Annotated in this window: 10 protein-coding genes; 2 read left to right on the forward strand and 8 right to left on the reverse strand. The window is 60.0% G+C overall.

Annotated elements, in window-relative coordinates; translation table 11 throughout:
- Positions 1–4 precede the first annotated feature (4 nt).
- The 3 genes from K3G63_RS17850 to K3G63_RS17860 all read right to left on the reverse strand — a co-directional run bounded on the left by K3G63_RS17850 (position 5) and on the right by K3G63_RS17860 (position 5,824).
- Positions 5–1,066 carry a family 43 glycosylhydrolase gene (locus tag K3G63_RS17850; protein ID WP_220615473.1) on the reverse strand — a complete coding sequence of 354 codons (1,062 nt, stop codon included), beginning with the start codon at positions 1,064–1,066 and terminating at the stop codon, positions 5–7.
- 87 nt (positions 1,067–1,153) lie between these two features.
- Complete coding sequence (locus K3G63_RS17855) at positions 1,154–2,719, reverse strand: RagB/SusD family nutrient uptake outer membrane protein (RefSeq protein WP_220615474.1); 1,566 nt, start codon at positions 2,717–2,719, stop codon at positions 1,154–1,156.
- Between the two features lie 30 nt (positions 2,720–2,749).
- Complete coding sequence (locus K3G63_RS17860; RefSeq protein WP_220615475.1) at positions 2,750–5,824, reverse strand: TonB-dependent receptor; 3,075 nt, start codon at positions 5,822–5,824, stop codon at positions 2,750–2,752.
- A gap of 474 nt (positions 5,825–6,298) precedes the next feature.
- Between K3G63_RS17860 and galK the strand changes: the two genes are divergently transcribed.
- Positions 6,299–7,468, forward strand: a complete 1,170-nt coding sequence (galK, locus tag K3G63_RS17865; protein WP_220615476.1) for a galactokinase — start codon at positions 6,299–6,301, stop codon at positions 7,466–7,468.
- Positions 7,469–7,675: 207 nt separating this feature from the next.
- Entirely contained in the window at positions 7,676–8,740 is a 1,065-nt protein-coding gene (locus tag K3G63_RS17870; RefSeq protein ID WP_220615477.1) for a UDP-glucose--hexose-1-phosphate uridylyltransferase, read from the forward strand.
- A 71-nt stretch (positions 8,741–8,811) separates the two neighbouring features.
- On the opposite strand, the gene K3G63_RS17875 is transcribed toward K3G63_RS17870, so the two are convergent.
- The 5 genes from K3G63_RS17875 to K3G63_RS17895 all read right to left on the reverse strand — a co-directional run bounded on the left by K3G63_RS17875 (position 8,812) and on the right by K3G63_RS17895 (position 16,427).
- Positions 8,812–9,876: a family 43 glycosylhydrolase gene (locus tag K3G63_RS17875; RefSeq protein WP_220615478.1), complete on the reverse strand. Its 1,065-nt coding sequence runs from the start codon at positions 9,874–9,876 to the stop codon at positions 8,812–8,814.
- A gap of 62 nt (positions 9,877–9,938) precedes the next feature.
- Positions 9,939–11,039 carry a 1,4-beta-xylanase gene (locus K3G63_RS17880; protein WP_220615479.1) on the reverse strand — a complete coding sequence of 367 codons (1,101 nt, stop codon included), beginning with the start codon at positions 11,037–11,039 and terminating at the stop codon, positions 9,939–9,941.
- 45 nt (positions 11,040–11,084) lie between these two features.
- The gene (locus K3G63_RS17885; RefSeq protein WP_220615480.1) at positions 11,085–12,119 is read right to left on the reverse strand and encodes a family 43 glycosylhydrolase; all 1,035 of its coding nucleotides are present in this window, start codon (positions 12,117–12,119) and stop codon (positions 11,085–11,087) included.
- 48 nt (positions 12,120–12,167) lie between these two features.
- Positions 12,168–14,240 carry a glycoside hydrolase family 127 protein gene (locus tag K3G63_RS17890; protein WP_259404548.1) on the reverse strand — a complete coding sequence of 691 codons (2,073 nt, stop codon included), beginning with the start codon at positions 14,238–14,240 and terminating at the stop codon, positions 12,168–12,170.
- 57 nt (positions 14,241–14,297) lie between these two features.
- Positions 14,298–16,427, reverse strand: a complete 2,130-nt coding sequence (locus K3G63_RS17895; RefSeq protein WP_220615481.1) for an RICIN domain-containing protein — start codon at positions 16,425–16,427, stop codon at positions 14,298–14,300.
- Positions 16,428–16,822: the final 395 nt, after the last annotated feature.

Raw genomic sequence — 16,822 nt, forward strand, 5'->3', positions numbered from 1 at the left:
GCATCTACTCGCCGGCGGGTTTGGGCAAGGAAGTACCCAGGGCTACGGGCGTGCCAAAATCGGGAGTACCGTCGGCTTTCCACGTAAACTTTTGCATCCGGGGGCTACGGTTGTCGCCACACCCCTGGCCGGGTTGGGGGTTGGCGTGGTAGATAATCCAGTCCTCGGTGCCATCCTTGGATTTAAAGAAGCCGTTGTGGCCCGGGCCGAAGGCCTGCCCTGCCGTGTTCTTGGTGAATACGGGCGTAGTCGACTTGGTCCAGGAGGAAAGCTGCATGGGGTCGGCCGTGGAGGACGCCGTGAGCATACCCAGGGCGTAGTCGTCGGTGCTGCAGTGGCTGGCCGAGTAGATGAGGAAGGTTTTGTTGCCGTGCTTAAGAATCTCCGGCCCCTCGTTCACGTCGGGGTCCCCCACAGTCTCCCAAGTATACTCGGGATGAGAAAGCTCCACACGCGGGCCCACTAGGGTCCAGGGGTTGCTCATCTCGGAAATATAGATGCGCTGGGTGCGGCCATTCTCTACCTCGTGGCCCGACCAGATCAGGTAGCGCTTGCCGTTCTGCTCCAGCACGGTGCCATCAATGGCCCACAAATCCACGTTGGGATTGGCAATGCGGCCCTTATAGGTCCAGGTGCCGGTGGTAGGGTCGGCGGCGGCGTTTTCCAGCACGTGCACGCGGTGGCCGGCGCAGCAGAGGGGGTCGGCGGAGTAGTAGATGTACCACTTGCCATCGAAGTGAAAGAGCTCCGGGGCCCACAGGTCGCGCTGGTTGATGCCGGCCTGCTGGGGCGTCCAGACCACCGTACTTACCGCCGAGCCCAGTTCCGACATCTTCGCCGTTTTGCGAATAACGAGGTTGCCACCCGTAGTACTCATGTAGTAATACGTGTTGTCTTTCTGGTACACCCATGGGTCGGGGCCCACGGTGAGCAAGGGGTTAGTAAACGTGGTAGTAGTGGGCGGGGTATTCGGCACGTAGGGTGCCAGCTTTTCTTTCTGGCACCCAGTCAGCAGTAATGTAGTTAGCAGAAGTGCCCTCAGTACCTGATGCGAATAAGAAAACATGGACAAGGGAAAAGGAATAGACAAGAAACTGTGAACATAGTCCGGCCGCCGCGTATACTACTCGCGGCGGCCGGGGTACTGGTTTTGCTAGTTCCAGCCTGGGTTTTGGGCTAGGCCGGCTATATCCACGTCAGTGCGCGGAATGGGTAGGTACTTGGATCTGCCTACCACGTAATTACTAAAATCCGGGTCACGACTTTTCAGTTGATCAATGCCCGCTTGGTTATCAAGCAGGCCCCAGCGGCGCAGGTCGTGCCAGCGCCAGGTTTCGCCAGCTAGCTCCGTCACGCGTTCGTGCATCAGCTGAGTGCGCAATGCGCTTTGGCTCAGGCCGCTCAGATCAGCCAGCCCTACCCGGCGGCGCACCAGGTTGATCAGCGCCATTGCATCGGTTGTCTTACCCTGCTCATTCAGGCATTCGGCCTGCGAAAGCAGCACGTCGGAGTAGCGAATCACCCGGTGATTGATGGGCGAGTAATAGCCCTCTACGTTTTTCCAGTAGTCGTTTTCGTACTTGCGCCAGTAGACGCGGTTACGATTGTAGGCATCGGTAGAAAAGCGCTGATCCAACGTCTGGTTGTCGTAGGCTTTGTCGTCTTGGTCTACGGGGTCGGTGGCATCGTAAGGGTAGCCCGTCCGGTTGCGGCTGAAGAAAAGAGTAGCCGCCAAGCGCGGGTCTTTCCGACCGGTGGTAGTTTTTTCCCTTAAGAATTCATCAATCAGCCACGACCGGGCTTCGCCATCAGTCCAGCCTTTGCTAGGCAGGCCGAAGAACTGAGCCCGCTGGCTGGCCTCCGAGGCGCCAGCATAGTCGTCGTCACGGTCAGCGCTGTACTCAGCCGTGAACTGCACTTCAAATACCGATTCAGAATTGTTTTCCCGGTCGTGACGGAAGTTGTCGCGGTAATCTGCGGCTAGCGAGTATCTGCCCGAGCTGATTACCTCCGCCAGCTGGGTGCTGGCCTCAGCCCACTTCTGTTGTTGCATGTATGCCTTCCCGAGCAAGGCCGTAGCGGCGCCTTTGGTGGCACGGCCTAAATCAGCGCCGGAGTAGCTTACCGGCAAACCCGCCTTGGCAGCCTGCAAATCCTGCACGATAAAATCCCATGCTTCCTGCTCTGAGCTGGCTTGGGGAGGCCGGTAGTCGGCCGTAGAGGGCTCCGTGGCCAGCACGGGCCGTCCGTACAACGAAACCAAGTTGAAATAATGCAGAGCGCGGATGAAACGGGCTTCGGCCAGAATCTGGGTTTTTAGCGTTCCATCCATCTGAATGGCTGGCACATAAGCCAGTACCTGGTTACAGCGGTTAATGCCCACGTAGTGGTTGCCCCAGGTTACGGCATTCACCTCAAAGTTGTAGTCCGTGAGAATAAATTTGGTGAAATTCTGCAACTCGGGCCAGGGGCTGCTGGAGAACCCTTCATCGGAGCGCAAATCGTAGTCGAAGTATATCCAACGGCGATAATTGCCCAGCAATTGTAGGCCGCTGTAGGCCGCCACAATACCCTTGGTGGCATCCTGGCTGTTCTTCCAGAAGGTTTCGGCCGTGGGCAGGTTGGGGTTAGGCTGGTCGAGCAGGTCTTTTTCGCAGCCCGTGGTGAGCAGCAAGGCGCTGGACAGAAAAGCCAGCAGGTGTTTTTTATGATATTTCATGGGTAAAGTCAGCGAAAGGTGGGTGGGAGATTAGAAGCCAACCTGCAAGCCACCCGTGATGGTGCGCACGTTGGGGTAGTTGCCCTCATCAACGCCGCGGGCCAGCGAACCAGCACCCACAATTTCAGGGTCGTAGCCGGTGTACTTGGTGAAGGTGAGCAGGTTCTGGGCCGTGAGGGTAAATCGGACGCTTCCCACGCCGGTCAGCTTCTCCGTGACGGTCTTGGGCAGGGAGTAGCTCACCTGCAGGTTTTTCAGGCGCAGGTAGGCTCCGTTTTCCAGCCACCGGTCAGTAATCATCAGCGCGTTCTGGCCTCCACCCAGCAACGGACGGGGCGTGGTAGTGGAAGGATTGGAAGGCGTCCAGGGGCGAATGTCGGCGCGGAAGTTGCCATTGTCGTCCATGCGGTCAGTCCAGTAGCGCGTCACGTTGTAGATGTCGTTGCCCTGCACACCCTGAAATAACGCGGCCAGGTCGAAGTTTTTGTAGCCCAGCGTCAGGTTGAAACCGTACTGTAGCTTGGGGAAGGGACTTCCTGTGAAGCGGCGGTCGGCATCCGAAATTATTCCATCGTTGTTCAGGTCCTCATACTTTACGTCGCCGGGTTTAGCACCAAGCTGCTTGCCGTAGGCGTCGATTTCAGCCTGCGTCTGGAAAATACCCAGCATATGCATCAGGTAGAAAGCCCCTACCGGCTGTCCAACCACGGTACGAGTTACCCCGCCTGGACCCGACGTATAATTTTGTCCTTCGAAGGCCAGGCGCGTTACGCGGTTGCGCAGGGTTGTGAGGTTGGCATTGGCGCCGTAGCGGAAGTTGCCCGTGGTGTTCTGGTATCCGGCCTGAAATTCGAAGCCCCGGTTTTCTAACTCACCCAGGTTGGTGAAAGGGTTACCGCCCACATTGCCCTCATACAGCGGAATAGCCGGGTTTACCAGCGCGTCCGTGGTGCGCGAAATGTAGTAATCGGCTGCTAGCGTGAGGCGGTTGTCCAGGAAACCCGCGTCGAAACCAAAATTGGTCGTTTTACGCTTTTCCCAGCGCAGGTCGTTGCTGGAAAGCTGGTTTTGGGTGGACCCGTTCTGCACGGGCTGCGAAGCCCCGCCCCCAAGCGGGTAGTTTACGTTCGGGTTCAGAATGCGCTGGTACAGGTATTCCGACAGGTTGTCGTTACCGAGCTGGCCGTAGCTGGCCCGCAGTTTCAGGTCGCTGAACAGCGGCACGTTCTCGAAGAACGACTCCCGGCTAATACGCCAGCCCAGCGAGAAGGCCGAAAACGTACCCCATTTATTGACCGGGTCTACCAACGACGAACCGTCGCGGCGAACGGCCCCCGTGAACAAGTACCGGTCATCGAAGTCATAGGCTACTTGCCCCAGGAAGGAGCGCTTGGCCCACTTATTCGTGCCGCCGCCTACACTAGCCGAACTCGTGGCGGCGCCAAACGACCAGTAGTAGGTTGGACCCGTACCGAAGCCCTGCGCATCGGCAATCGTGTTCCGGATAGTATTTTTTTGTTCCGTGTACCCCGCTACGGCACTCACATTATGATTGCCAAAGGTACGCTGGAAGTTCAGTGTATTTTCGGCCAGCAGGAAAATCCGTTCACCGCGGCTTTCATACAATTGCGCCGGCCGAACGGGCTCGTTCATGCGTAGGCCGCCCGCCTGCCCGTATTTGCTTTCCGTTCGGTCCAGGAAACCTACGTACTCCATCCCCAGGTTCAGGCGGTACGTCAGGAAATCGAACAGTTTGATTTCCGGCGCTAATGAGCCGATAAGACGGTTTTCCAGATTAGTATTATGGTACACATCCTGCTGGCCTACGGGGTTAGTACCAAACGTAATCCGGTTGGTATTGCCGAAGCCGTAGCCGCTCACCGTTGCAGAATCGCGCACCGGGATGATGGGTAGCATCCGAATCACGTCGATGAAGGGCAGCCCATTCACGCGGGTAGTCATTGCCCGTGAAAGCTGCGCCGACTGCTCGATGCGGAAGCGGCCCCGGTTGGCACCTGTATTCACGCGCACGCTGTAGCGCTCAAAATCCGGTCCGACGATGGTACCCTTCTGATTGAAATAGCCCGCCGACACGTTGTAGTTAGCTGACTCGCTGGCCCCACTCAGCCCTAGGTTGTAGCTCTGTACCCGGCCGCTCTGAATAAGGGCTTTCTGCCAGTCGGTATTAATAGCCGGGGGGTTGGCGGCCCCGGAAAATGGTGTTTGACCCGCATTTTCGTACATCTGACGGGTGATGTCGGCCCACTGCGCGGTACCGGCTAGGTCGTAGGTATGGGCGATGTTCTGAACCCCAGCGTAGCCATTGAAGTTGAAGGCCGGCTTGCCCTGCTTGCCCCGGCGCGTCGTGATGATAATGACCCCATTGGCGCCTCGGGAGCCGTAGGGTGCCAACGAAGCCGCGTCCTTCAGAATAGTCGACGATTCAATGTCGCTGGGGTTGATGTCGCGGATTTCATTGGTCCACACCCCGTCTACGATGTAAAGGGGCGAACTACCCAATTGAATACTTCCCACGCCGCGAATGTTGACAATGGGGTTCTGCCCGGGGGCCCCAGAGTTGGCTACCTGCACGCCAGCAGCCCGGCCCTGCAGGGCTTCCGTGACGGAGGCCACCGGGGCGCGCCGGATCTGCTCTTGGTTTACCTGTGTTACAGAGCCGGTTACTTGTTCAGTAGGCAGGCGCAGGTACCCTACTACTACTACCTCATTCAGCGCCTTGGAGTCAGGGGCCAGGTTAATGTTGATGCTGGTACGGCCATTTACGGCTACCTCCTGCGTTACATATCCTACAAACGAGAACGTGAGGGTTGCGTTATCAGCTACCGTGAGGGAATACCGGCCGTCGTTGTCGGTAGTAGCACCGTTGGAAGTACCCTTTTCCAGCACAGTTACGCCGGGCATGCCTTGGCCTTTTTCATCTACTATGCGGCCCGTAATAGTTTGGGCGGGCACCAGCGCATTGAGGTGCTCGGTAGTGCGCAGAGCCGCTGCTTTAGCTTCCGTAGCTGCCGTAGCCGCCAACGGCAGAAAACAGAGCAGCGCTGGCACGGTGGGCCGCCGCAGCTTGAGGTAAGAGTTTTTCATGGGAATTGATGAGTGGGAATGGTAAATTGGTCTAACTACTGCAAACGTTTGCGCGATTAACCCATAGGCAAACGTTTGCGACAGAAGGCGACAGATGGGGAAAGAAGATGGACTAACGCAGGAAAAGAGGTGGAAAATGCGGCCTACAGGCAAGGAAGGCGGCATAGCCCTCCGGTGCACTTCACAATTACAGCGTAAGAATAAGCACCATTTCAGGAATTGTCAAGAAATTATCAAGAATAGTTCACTTCTACAAGCCCTACATATCCAAGCAGCTATGAAATAAATTCTATTCCTACCAGGCATTAGCCTTACGCAATTGCTATTCTTTCTCGCTTACTCACTACCCCCGCAGCTAGGTTACAAGTAGATAATTCGTACTATTGCAAACGTTTGCGCAGGTGAATACCCGTTGGAGCCTTCCAACTGCCGGCCCCGGGCCAAGGTTTTACCGTCACTTCATCGTACTGTCTTATGTTAGCTGAGTCCGTCAGCGCTGCTTTTCAGCGTCAATTCCACCATACCCCTACCCTGCTCGTACGCGCTCCTGGCCGCGTTAACTTAATCGGTGAGCATACGGATTACAACGCGGGCTTTGTGCTGCCGGCTGCTATTGACAAGGCCATTTACTTTGCTATCCGCCTCAACAACACGGCCACTACCCAGCTCTACTCCTACGACAATCAGGCTCTATATACTACCCCAGCCACGGAGGTGCAGCCGGGAGCTACACTCTGGGCCAACTACCTGCTGGGGGTAGTAGCCCAGTTTCAGAAGCGAGGCATTCAGGTGCCAGGCTTCGACTGTGTGTTTGGAGGAAACGTGCCCATTGGAGCGGGCCTTTCTTCATCGGCGGCAGTGGAGTGTGGGCTGGCCTTTGCCCTGGACCAGCTGCTGGAAACCCAGCTGGACCGGATGACGCTGGCTCACATGGCCCAGAAAGCCGAACACGAGTTTGCCGGCGTACAGTGCGGACTGATGGACCAGTTCGCCAGCCTGTTCGGGCAGGCGGGGCAGGTAGTACGCCTGGACTGCCGCTCCCTGGCATACGAGTACTTTCCCTTTGATACCTCGGCCTGCCACATTGTGCTCTGCAACTCCGGGGTGAAGCACTCTTTGGCCAGCTCGGAGTACAACACCCGCCGCCAGGAGTGCGAGCGGGGCGTTGCCATTTTGCAGCAGCACTACCCCGCCGTGCAAAGTCTGCGCGACGCTACCTGGGAACAGGTGCAGGCCCTGCGCGAGGAGCTGGGCGAGGTAGTGTGCCGCCGCTGCCTGTACGTGGTCGAAGAAAACCTGCGGGTAGAAGCGGCCTGCCACCACCTGGCGGCCGGCAACCTACAGGCCTTCGGGCAGGAAATGTACGCCTCCCACGCCGGCCTGCGCGACCAGTACGAGGTGAGCTGCCGGGAGCTGGATGTGCTGGTGGCGGCGGCCCAGACTGCGCCCGGTGTGTTCGGGGCCCGCATGATGGGCGGCGGCTTTGGTGGCTGCACCATCAACTTGGTAGAGGTGAACCAGGTAGAGGAGTTTATTCGCTCCATCAGCTCCCAGTACAAGCAACAGACCGGCATACCCCTGGAAACGTACCAGACCACTATTATGGCTGGCGTGGAGGCCCTGGAGCCAGCAGTGGTCCACTAGCAGCAGATATTTCGGACCCAGGCAAGCGGGCCATGGAGGAGTGGGAACCGCCAAAGGCTGCTGCCTGGGCCGGAATATCTTAAATACTGCTGGCCTGGACATGATCAGACCCCGCCAAAACACGTTAGAGGCAGCACTGGGCCGGCCATCGCCTAGTAGCCCAGTGCTTACCCCTGGACCCTAGCTTCTCACTTTTTTGCTTTCCGCATGGCTTCCTTCGACCTCGCCCAACATCCGCACCGTCGTTTTAACCCCCTCACCGGCGAGTGGCTGCTCGTGTCGCCGCACCGGGCGCTGCGCCCTTGGCAGGGCCAGCAGGAAGCCCCCGACCGCAGCCAGCGCCCCGCCTACGACCCTACCTGCTACCTCTGCCCCGGCAACACCCGCGCCAACGGAGCCGTGAACCCGGCCTACACGGGCACCTTCGTATTCGATAACGACTTTGCCGCCCTCACTCCCGATGCTCCCGCCGGCACGGTTGAGATAGGTAGCCTGCTGCGGGCCGAGGCTGAATCCGGCGTGGGCCGCGTCATTTGCTTTTCGCCCCGCCACGACCTGACCCTCCCCGAGATGAGTACGGAGGAAATCCGGGGGGTAGTAGATGTATGGGCCGATGAGTTTCAGACCCTGGGGGCCCGGCCCGACATCAACTACGTGCAGATTTTCGAGAACAAGGGCCAGGTGATGGGTTGCTCGAACCCCCACCCGCACGGCCAGATCTGGGCCCAGCGCACGGTACCCGGCGACCCGGCCAAGGAAACCGTGCAGCAGCGCGCCTACTTTCAGCAGCACGGCCGCACTTTGCTCACCGCCTACCTCGAAACCGAGTTGCGCGAGCAGCAGCGGCTAGTGCTAGAAAACGAGCACTGGGTAGTGCTGGTACCCTTCTGGGCCGCTTGGCCCTTTGAAACACTGGTGCTACCGCGCCGCGCCGTGCAGGATATTACCCAGCTTACCGAGGCAGAGCGCACCGGCCTGGCCGACGCCCTGCGCCGCCTCACTATTCGCTACGATAACCTGTTCCAAACGTCCTTCCCCTACTCCGCCGGCCTGCACCAGCGCCCCACCGACGGGGCCGAATACCCCGAGTGGCACTTGCACCTGCACTTTTACCCGCCCCTGCTACGCTCGGCCACTGTGCGCAAGTTTATGGTGGGCTACGAGTTGCTGGCCAACCCCCAGCGCGACATTACCCCCGAGTACGCTGCCCAGCGCCTGCGCGAGCTACCCGAGGTGCATTATAAGCAAGCCCCGGTACAGGAAGCTCGTTAGACCAGCCCTCTTCCCAACGCAACGCCCCACCGTGCAGTACGGTGGGGCGTTGCGTTGTTTGCGAAAGAGCTTCACTCCCCCGATGGCCGGGCCACGGGCTGGCCGATTGGCACCGGAGCGCCAAAATTCGGAGTTCCATCGAGGTTCCAGGTAAAGGGCTGAGCCCGGGGCGTGCGGAACCGGCCGCAGCCCTGGCCGGGCTCGTCGTTGGCGTGGTAAAGAATCCAGTCCTGGGTGCCGTCGGGCGACTTGAAGAAGGAATTGTGACCGGGCGCGTACACCTTGTTGGCCGCGTTTTGCTGGAACACCGGCGTGGACGACTTGGTCCAGGAGCCGGGTTGCAGCAGGTCGCTGTCGGCGGAAGCCGTGAGCATGCCCAAGGCGTAGAAATCCGTCCAGCAGCCACTGGCCGAGTAAATCAGGAATAGCTTGTCGCCGTGGCGCAACACCTCCGGGCCTTCATTCACATCGACGTGGGGCGGGTCCTGGGGGTTGTTCAGGTCGCCGTTTCGCTCCCAGCTGTACACCGGCGTCGAAACTTTCAGGCGCGGGCCATCAATGGTCCAGGGGTTTTTCAGGCGGGCCAGGTAGATGTCCTGACGGCCGTTCACGTCGCCTTCCCACCCCGACCACACAACGTAGAGCTGCCCGTTGTTCTCGAACACCGAACCATCAATGGCCCACTTGTCAGCAGTGTCGCGGAGCTGGCCTTTGTCAACCCAAGTACCCTCCAGCGGATCGGCGGCGCTATTTTCGAGCACCCAGAGACGGTGCGTTTGGTTGGTGCCGGCATCGGCGGCGTAGTAGAGGTACCACTTGTTTCCGATGCGGTGCAGCTCCGGAGCCCAGATGTCGCGGGAGTTGGGGCCAGTGGCCGGCGGTGTCCAGACAACCTTGTGCGGGGCCGTTTTCAGCTGGCTTAGCGACGTGGTTTTCCAGAGCGTGATGTTGCGGCCGGTGGTGTGGGTGTAGTAGTAATAGCCGTTGTGGTAAATGCTCCAGGGGTCGGCCCCGGCCGGCAGCAGTGGATTGGTGAAGGTAGCGGCAGGCCCCGTACCGGTGGCCGACTGCTGAGCCTGGGCACCGCTGCTTAGCAGAACGGCACTAAGTAGCAGACGCCAAACTGTATTTCTCATGGGTAGGCTATTTGAACTAGAGCAAAAGCGAGCCGCTAGCGTTGGCTAACTGACAGCTCCGGCTACTTGCCGTTGGTTTTGCGGATTAGGTCGGTTTCGTCCTGGTGGTAGGGGGTGCCATCTTTGCGGAAAACTTCGTGGAACCATTCGCCCGGCTCGCCGCCGTTGGCAATGGGCACGTCCCACTGGTACTTGGTGTTGGTTTTACCGTCGACGAGGCCCCAGTTGATGGCGCCGATGTTATGCTTTTTCAGCAGGGGCAGGATGTTGACGAAGCGCGAGTTGCGCGGGCGGGCCATGTACTCAGTACAAATCATCGGGCGGCCGTGGGTTTTCAGCAACTCAATTACTCGTTCGTGGGCAGCCACGTCGTCGTAGTTGTGGTAGGTCATCACGTCGGAGTTCAGGGCCTGAAAGGTGTTCAGCTCCGTGAGGCCCCAGTTCCACAGGCCCGAGCTAAGGGGCTGGCTGGGGTTTACTTCGCGGGCCCAGGCAAATACGTTGCGCAGCAGCGGCAACGAGGCGTTGCCCTTGTTGTTGTTGCCGGGCTCGTTGTACAGGTCCCAGAGCAGAATGCGCTTGTCGGTGGCAAAGCTGCGCAGCACGTCCTGCACGTAAGGCTTGAGCTTTACGAAGGTAGCCGAGTCGCGGGAGGCGGGGTCGCCGGGGTCCTGGGCCCAACCCGAGTTGTGGATGCCGGACTTTGGGGCGGGCTGCACGCCAGCTTTGGGGTCCTTGTTCCAGCAGTCGTCAAAGAACACGAACATGGTCTGGATGTGGTGCTTATCGGCAATAGCGAGGTAGTCGTTCACGCGCTTCTTGAAGCCCTGCGGGTCCTGCTGCCAGGCCAGGCTGTGCAGAAACACGCGCATGGTGTTGAACCCAATGCCCTCGGCCCAGCCCAGCTCCCGGTCGATGGTGGCGGGGTCGAAGGTGTCGGCCTGCCACATTTCCAGCTGGTTGATGGCCGTGCTGGGCGCGAAGTTCGCCCCCGACATCCAGGGGTGCGTTTTATACCAAGCTTTGGCCTTCTCCGCCGACCAGCGCTGACCTTGCAGAGCCGCGGCGGTAGCCGCCGCTCCTTTGGTTTTGATTTTGGTTTTCTGGGCGAAGGTGCTGGTGGTGGCAGCCAGCAGCCAGACGAGAAGCAGCAGTTTTTTCATGTACTGTACGAAAGGAAAAGAAATAGTGGTAAAAGAAAGCGCCCTCTACTCGCCCGAGGGCTTCAGCTGGGGCTGGGTCAGCGACACGGGGGCACCGAAGGTAGGCGTACCGTCGGGGTTCCAGGTGAAGCGTTGCATGCGGGAGCTGCGGCCGGCGCATTTCCCGTCGGCAGCGGTTTTGGCATGGTACACAATCCAGTCCTCGCGCCCGTCCGGCGACTTGGTGAAGCAGTTATGCCCGGTGCCCCACACAGCGTTTTCAGCCGAGGGGTAAAATACCGGCGAAGGCGTTTTCGTCCAGGATTCCGGCCTGAGCGGATTGCTGCCCTTGGCGGCCACCAGCATACCCAGCGAGTAGTTATCGTCCCAGCAGGCGCTGGCCGAATACACGAGAAGCAGCTGGCCCTTTTTCCCCGGCAAAAACTCCGGCCCCTCCAGAATCTGGCGGCCTCCGCCTTTTTCCCAGTCGTAGGTAGGCCGGGCAATAATTACCTCCTGGCCTGGGCGCAGGGCCCAGGGGGTTTGCATGGGGGCAATGGCCAGCACGCTTTGGGCCCCTACGTAGGCCGAGTAGACAAAATAGCGCTGCCCACCGTGCTCGAACACCGAGCCATCGAGGCCCGGGTACTGGGTATTCACCTTGCCTTTGTCAGTCCACCGGCCGGTAGTGGGGTCGGCGCTGGCGTTTTCCAGCACGAACACGTAGCGCGCGTTGTCGCCGGGGCTGGCCTGGTCAGTGGCCGTGTAGTAGAGGTACCACTTGCCGTCGAGGAAGTGCAGCTCCGGGGCCCAGATGTCGCGGGAGTTGGGGCCGGTGGCCGGCGGCGTCCAGACTACGGCGGCCGGGGCGTCGCGCAGCTGGCTTAGCGCCTTGGTTTTCCAGAGCGTGATGTTGCTCCCCGTCGTGTTGGTGTAGTAATAATAGCCCCTGTGCTGCGTCACCCATGGATCGGGGCCATCGTTGCGTAAGGGGTTGCGGAACGTGCCGGCGGGCTGCTGGGCCGCAGCGCCGGAGGTCAGCCCGGCAGTGGTGAGGGCGGCGCCGAGCAGCGCGGTGCCCAGGAAGCGGAAAAGGGGCATGGAAACAGGAAAGGGGTAGTAAACTAGACAGTGGAGGGGTAGCGAGTGTTAGTTCTCGGTGGCCGTGGGTACTACCGGAAAGGCTACCACGCGCAGGGTGGTGCAGCCGTAGGGAATCAGGGTGATTCTCTCGGTTTCGGCGCTGACCTCGCCCTTGTAAACCTCCTCGCGCGAGGTAACGGGCTGGGGCGCCACGTTGCCGATGAGCTGCCAGCCTGGAATGCGGCGGGCAGGAGCCGTCAGCTCAACGGGGGCCCGCTCGGCGCTCCAGACGGTGCCCGCTTGGTCTGGCAGCCACGGTGTTTGCCTAACGGTCAGGTGCTGCTCGGGCTGCTCGATAAGCTTCTTGGGCAGGCCGTAGTTCCAGGGGCCAGCGGGCCTGAACTCGTAGTAGTCGCCTTCTTCCTGAATCCTACCCTTAGTTTGCGTGTGAGGCACTTTCAGGGCGTACACGAGGGGGCCCCGCTCTACGGCGCGGGAGTTGCGGCCCCAGCGCGAGGTGGTAAGAGGCATGGGCAACTGCAGAGTCAGTACATCCTTGTTTTTCCACTCCCGGTTCAGCGTCACAACCTGCCCGCCTTTCTCGGAGCGGAGGGGCTGGCCATTTAGCAACAGGGTAGCCTGCGGGCACCAGCCCGGAATGCGCAAGGCCAGCGGGAAGGCTACTTTCTTCTTGGTTTCCACTACGAAGCGCACCTGCTCCTCGAAGGGGTAATTGGTTTCCTCGCGCACCGTTACGGGCACGTTACTGGCCACGGTGGTCGTCAGTACGTTGGGGGCGTATTCCAGGGCGGCTAGGCCGTGGGTGGGGGTGGCGTACCAGAGGTGGCTGGTGAACTTGGTCCAGCCCTGGTGCTGGTTGGAGGTGCAGCAGGTGTAGCCCGCGTAGGGCCCGAACACATTGTTCATGCCCCGCTCGAAGGGCAGGGAGAAGTCGTACACGCCGCGGGCGACCTGCACCTGGTTGGCCACCTGGAAGTACTGCCGGCTCTGGAAGTCGGGGGCAGTTTGGGTGGGTAGGGCGTTATAGGTCATACGCTCCAGGGCGTCCATGTAAAGCAGCTCGCCGGTAATGGCAATGGCCTGCTCCAGCGAGTACATGGTTTCTACGATGGCGCACAGCTCGGTGCCCTGGGTAGGCAGGTTACCGTGCAAGTCCTCATCGGCCGAGAAAATCCCCATGGGAAGGCCGTGCAGGGTCATTAAATCAAGCCAGCCGGTGCGCAAGGCCTGGGCGTCCTGGGGGTCGCCAGTGGCTTGGTAGCGGACAACCGGCAGCTTCAGGCCCTGGCCTACATTCACGCCGTGGCGGTCCATCCACTGCTCGCCGGTTTGGTTGGCCGCGGCTTGCATTACCCAGTCGCGGCCGCCCAGGTAGCGGGTCCAGGGTGTGGTTTGCTGGGTGAGCAGGTCGCCGAGCTGGAGCAGTTGGGCGTCGCCGGTTTGGCGGTAGAGCCAGTACACCAGTTCCAGGTTGTCGCCGCCGCGGGCCCGGCTCCACTCGCTCCATTTCACCAGTGGAAAGGCCGGTAAGGTCTGCAATTGATAATGGAAGTACCGGGTCATGAAGGGCAGCACCCGCGCGTCCTGGGTGGCTTGGTAGTACTGCTTGAGCACCTTTAGCATTACCATGCGCGGCCACCAGTCTTCGCCCTGCTCGCCTACAATGGTAAGGGGGTGGCCGGCGGCCTGCTCGGCCTTGGTCAGGGGGCCGAAGTACCCGGAGGGGCGCTGGGTGGTCAGGGTCCAGTGGATGTACTTCTGCACTTTGGCTTGCAGGCGGGCGTCGTTGAGCAGGTAAGCCAGGGGCACGGCGCCGTCGAGCCAGTAAGGCGTTTCTTCCCAGTTGTCGCCCTTGCCGCCGAGCCAGCCATTGTCGTCGCGGAGCTTGGGGAAGAACTCATCCAAATGCCCGGTGGCCCCCTGATTCATGATTAGGAGCTGTTGCCGCAGCCACCCTTGCGGTCGGATGGCACCCAGCGGCAGCTCGGTGTACTGCAGGGGCACGAGTGCAACGCCGGCACTTCCCGGGGCGGCCTGGCTCCGGGCCGGGAGGCTGCCCAGCATCACGCTACTTAGTAGCACGCTGGCAAATGAGTGCCGCAACACAAATTGAGTCATGGATAGTACCTGAACGCCGCGGGCCCTGGTAGGCCAGCACCCGCGGCTATTGACGGCTTAGTGCACTACTACCACGCTGCACCGCTGGGTACTACCTCCACTCGTTAGCCGAGCAGAGTAGAGGCCGGCGGGTAGCGTTTCGGTTGCTAGCACGTTGGTGCTGGCGACGCCGGCCACGGCCTGCACCGCGAGCTGCCGCACCAGTTGCCCCGTGCTGTTATACAACTCTACCTTCGCTGCCCCCGACTGCTGGGGCACGAACGAGAGCGTAAGGGCCTGGGTGGCGGGGTTAGGGTAGGCCATGAAAGCGCCGGCTGGGGTTTCGGCAAGGGTGGCCAGCACGGGGCGGCCGCTGTTCAGCGGCACCGGCATCAAATCCAGCTTCCAGCGCTGGGCGTCGTTGCCGTTATCGGTGTACTGGTGCACTGCGGTACCAGGGTTTGAGAGGTTATTGTCCACGTCGAGGCACATGGTAGTGCCTTTGTGCACCAGCTTCACGTAGCCATCACCGAGGTGTACAATCTGCCAGCGCTGGGCGTCGTTGCCGTTATCGGTCCACTGCTGCACCACGGCGCCGGCGCTGCCGCTGTTGCCGGCCACTTCCAGGCAGAGGTTGGTGCCCCGGTGGCGGATTTTGTAGTAGCCATCGGCCTCCCGCGTGATTACCCAGCGCTGGGCGTCACTACCATTATCAGTATACTGGTGCAAGGCGGTACCGGCCGTAACGGAGTTGTTGGGCACATCGAGGCACTGGTTCGTGCCCTTGTGGGTAAGCCGGTACGTGCCGCCCGACACAATATCAAGGTTCGTGAGCGTAAACTGCCAGCGCTGGGCGTCGTTGCCGTTGTCAGTGTACTGGGCCACATTGGCGTTGGGAGCACTGCTGTTGCCGGCCACGTCCAGGCACTGGTTTGTGCCCTTGTGCGTGAGCTTGTAATACCCGCCATCCATGGCTTCCACGCGCCAGCGCTGCCCGTCGGTGCCATTATCGGTGTACTGCTGCACGTTGGCGTTGGGGCTGGCGCTGTTATCGGCTACGTCCAGGCACTGGTTCGTGCCCTTATGGGTCAGCTTGTAATGGCCGTCGGCTTGCAGGGTTACAACCCAGCGCTGGGCGTCGTTGCCATTGTCGGTGTACTGCGCTACGTTGGCCCCGGGAGCTGGGCTGTTGCCAGCCACGTCGAGGCACTGGTTCGTGCCCTTGTGCGTGAGCTTATAAGTGCCGCCCGACACGAGGTTGTTGACCGGACAAGTGCCACCGGGCACCCGCGGGGCTACCCCGTAGTTGGTCATGTTCACCTTCTGAATGGAGCCGTCGGCAGCGAAATACAGCCGGTCGATGGCCACGTAGCGGGTCGAGAAGTTGTTGTTCTGGTAGCGGTGGTAGGTGATGTAGTACTCGTCGCAGCCCGGAATTTTGGTAATGGAGTGGTGCCCGGCCCCCTGGTTCTGCGCATCCGACGACAGCACCGACCCGCGATACGTCCAGGGGCCCAGGGGCGAGGTGCTGGTAGCGTACTGCACGTTGTAGGAGGCGTTGGTCCACGAGCCGTTGGAGTACGTCATGTAATAGAGGCCGTTGCGCTTCACCAGGTAGGGCCCCTCCGTATAGTTTTGGGGCGTGATGTTCACTGGGGCATCGGCAGTCAGGCTCACCATGTCGGGATTCAGCTTGCGGGCCACCAGCCTGCTGCCGTTCGAGCCGCCATAGTAGATGTAGGCCTGCCCGTTGTCATCCACGAACACATGCGGATCAATAATGTCCACGGTGTACGGGTCGGAGCCAATGAGGGGGCGGCCAATATCCGTAAACGGGCCAGTAGGGCTGGTACCCACGGCCACTCCTATCTTTACCTCGGCTGAGTAATAGAAGTAGTATTTGCCATTGCGGGCCACCACGGAGGGCGCCCAGCCATTGAAATCGGCCCAGGTGCACTGGGGTCCCACGTCGAAAATAACGCCTTCGTCACGCCAGTTGGTAAGGTCGGCCGAGGAGAAGGCGTGGAAATCTTGGCCGCCGGTGCCTTCGTTGGAGGTGGGATAAATGTAGTAGCGGCCATTAAAGTAATTCATCTCCGGATCGGCGTGGTAGTCGGGCAGCACCGGGTTGCCACTGGTCTGGGCCGCAGCGGGCCGCACGAGCAGCAGGGCTACAACAAGGCGAAAAAGAAATAGACAGTGCTTCATGGTTGTGGTGGGGTTGGGTGAAAGAAATAGGACTAAAGGAGCACATGATTGGGCCAAGCGCAGGGGCTCTTACTAGCTAAAAATTCCCTTGCGCAAACGTTTGCACCTACAGAAAATAGAGGTAGAGCAACGCATGCAGACCTCTCAGACTCACGACTGGCTGCTTTACACAAGGAAAATCAGCCTCTCATACCCCGGCCTACGGGTAGGGAGTCAGGTAGTACGCCAGACGTTTCTTGCTACCATCCTACTTCTCCTTCTAAGTAGAGAAAGGAGAAAGGGAGAAGTCCAGAAGAGGCGCATAGTACCTAACGCATACTGACTAGGACGAAAGTTGTGCTGCAATCTAAGTTTGCAGCACAACTAATGCAAACGTTTGCATCTTTCTCTGCATC

The organism is Hymenobacter sp. HSC-4F20, from assembly GCF_019599275.1.
Taxonomy (GTDB): domain Bacteria; phylum Bacteroidota; class Bacteroidia; order Cytophagales; family Hymenobacteraceae; genus Hymenobacter.

What these genes read in the sequence shown, in the direction of transcription:
- K3G63_RS17880 (WP_220615479.1), bottom strand. Translation starts at nt 11,039, where the DNA reads ATGAAAAAACTGCTGCTTCTCGTCTGGCTGCTGGCTGCCACCACCAGC.
- K3G63_RS17860 (WP_220615475.1), bottom strand. Translation starts at nt 5,824, where the DNA reads ATGAAAAACTCTTACCTCAAGCTGCGGCGGCCCACCGTGCCAGCGCTG.
- K3G63_RS17895 (WP_220615481.1), bottom strand. Translation starts at nt 16,427, where the DNA reads ATGAAGCACTGTCTATTTCTTTTTCGCCTTGTTGTAGCCCTGCTGCTC.
- K3G63_RS17850 (WP_220615473.1), bottom strand. Translation starts at nt 1,066, where the DNA reads ATGTTTTCTTATTCGCATCAGGTACTGAGGGCACTTCTGCTAACTACA.
- K3G63_RS17855 (WP_220615474.1), bottom strand. Translation starts at nt 2,719, where the DNA reads ATGAAATATCATAAAAAACACCTGCTGGCTTTTCTGTCCAGCGCCTTG.
- K3G63_RS17875 (WP_220615478.1), bottom strand. Translation starts at nt 9,876, where the DNA reads ATGAGAAATACAGTTTGGCGTCTGCTACTTAGTGCCGTTCTGCTAAGC.
- galK (WP_220615476.1), top strand. Translation starts at nt 6,299, where the DNA reads ATGTTAGCTGAGTCCGTCAGCGCTGCTTTTCAGCGTCAATTCCACCAT.
- K3G63_RS17890 (WP_259404548.1), bottom strand. Translation starts at nt 14,240, where the DNA reads ATGACTCAATTTGTGTTGCGGCACTCATTTGCCAGCGTGCTACTAAGT.
- K3G63_RS17870 (WP_220615477.1), top strand. Translation starts at nt 7,676, where the DNA reads ATGGCTTCCTTCGACCTCGCCCAACATCCGCACCGTCGTTTTAACCCC.
- K3G63_RS17885 (WP_220615480.1), bottom strand. Translation starts at nt 12,119, where the DNA reads ATGCCCCTTTTCCGCTTCCTGGGCACCGCGCTGCTCGGCGCCGCCCTC.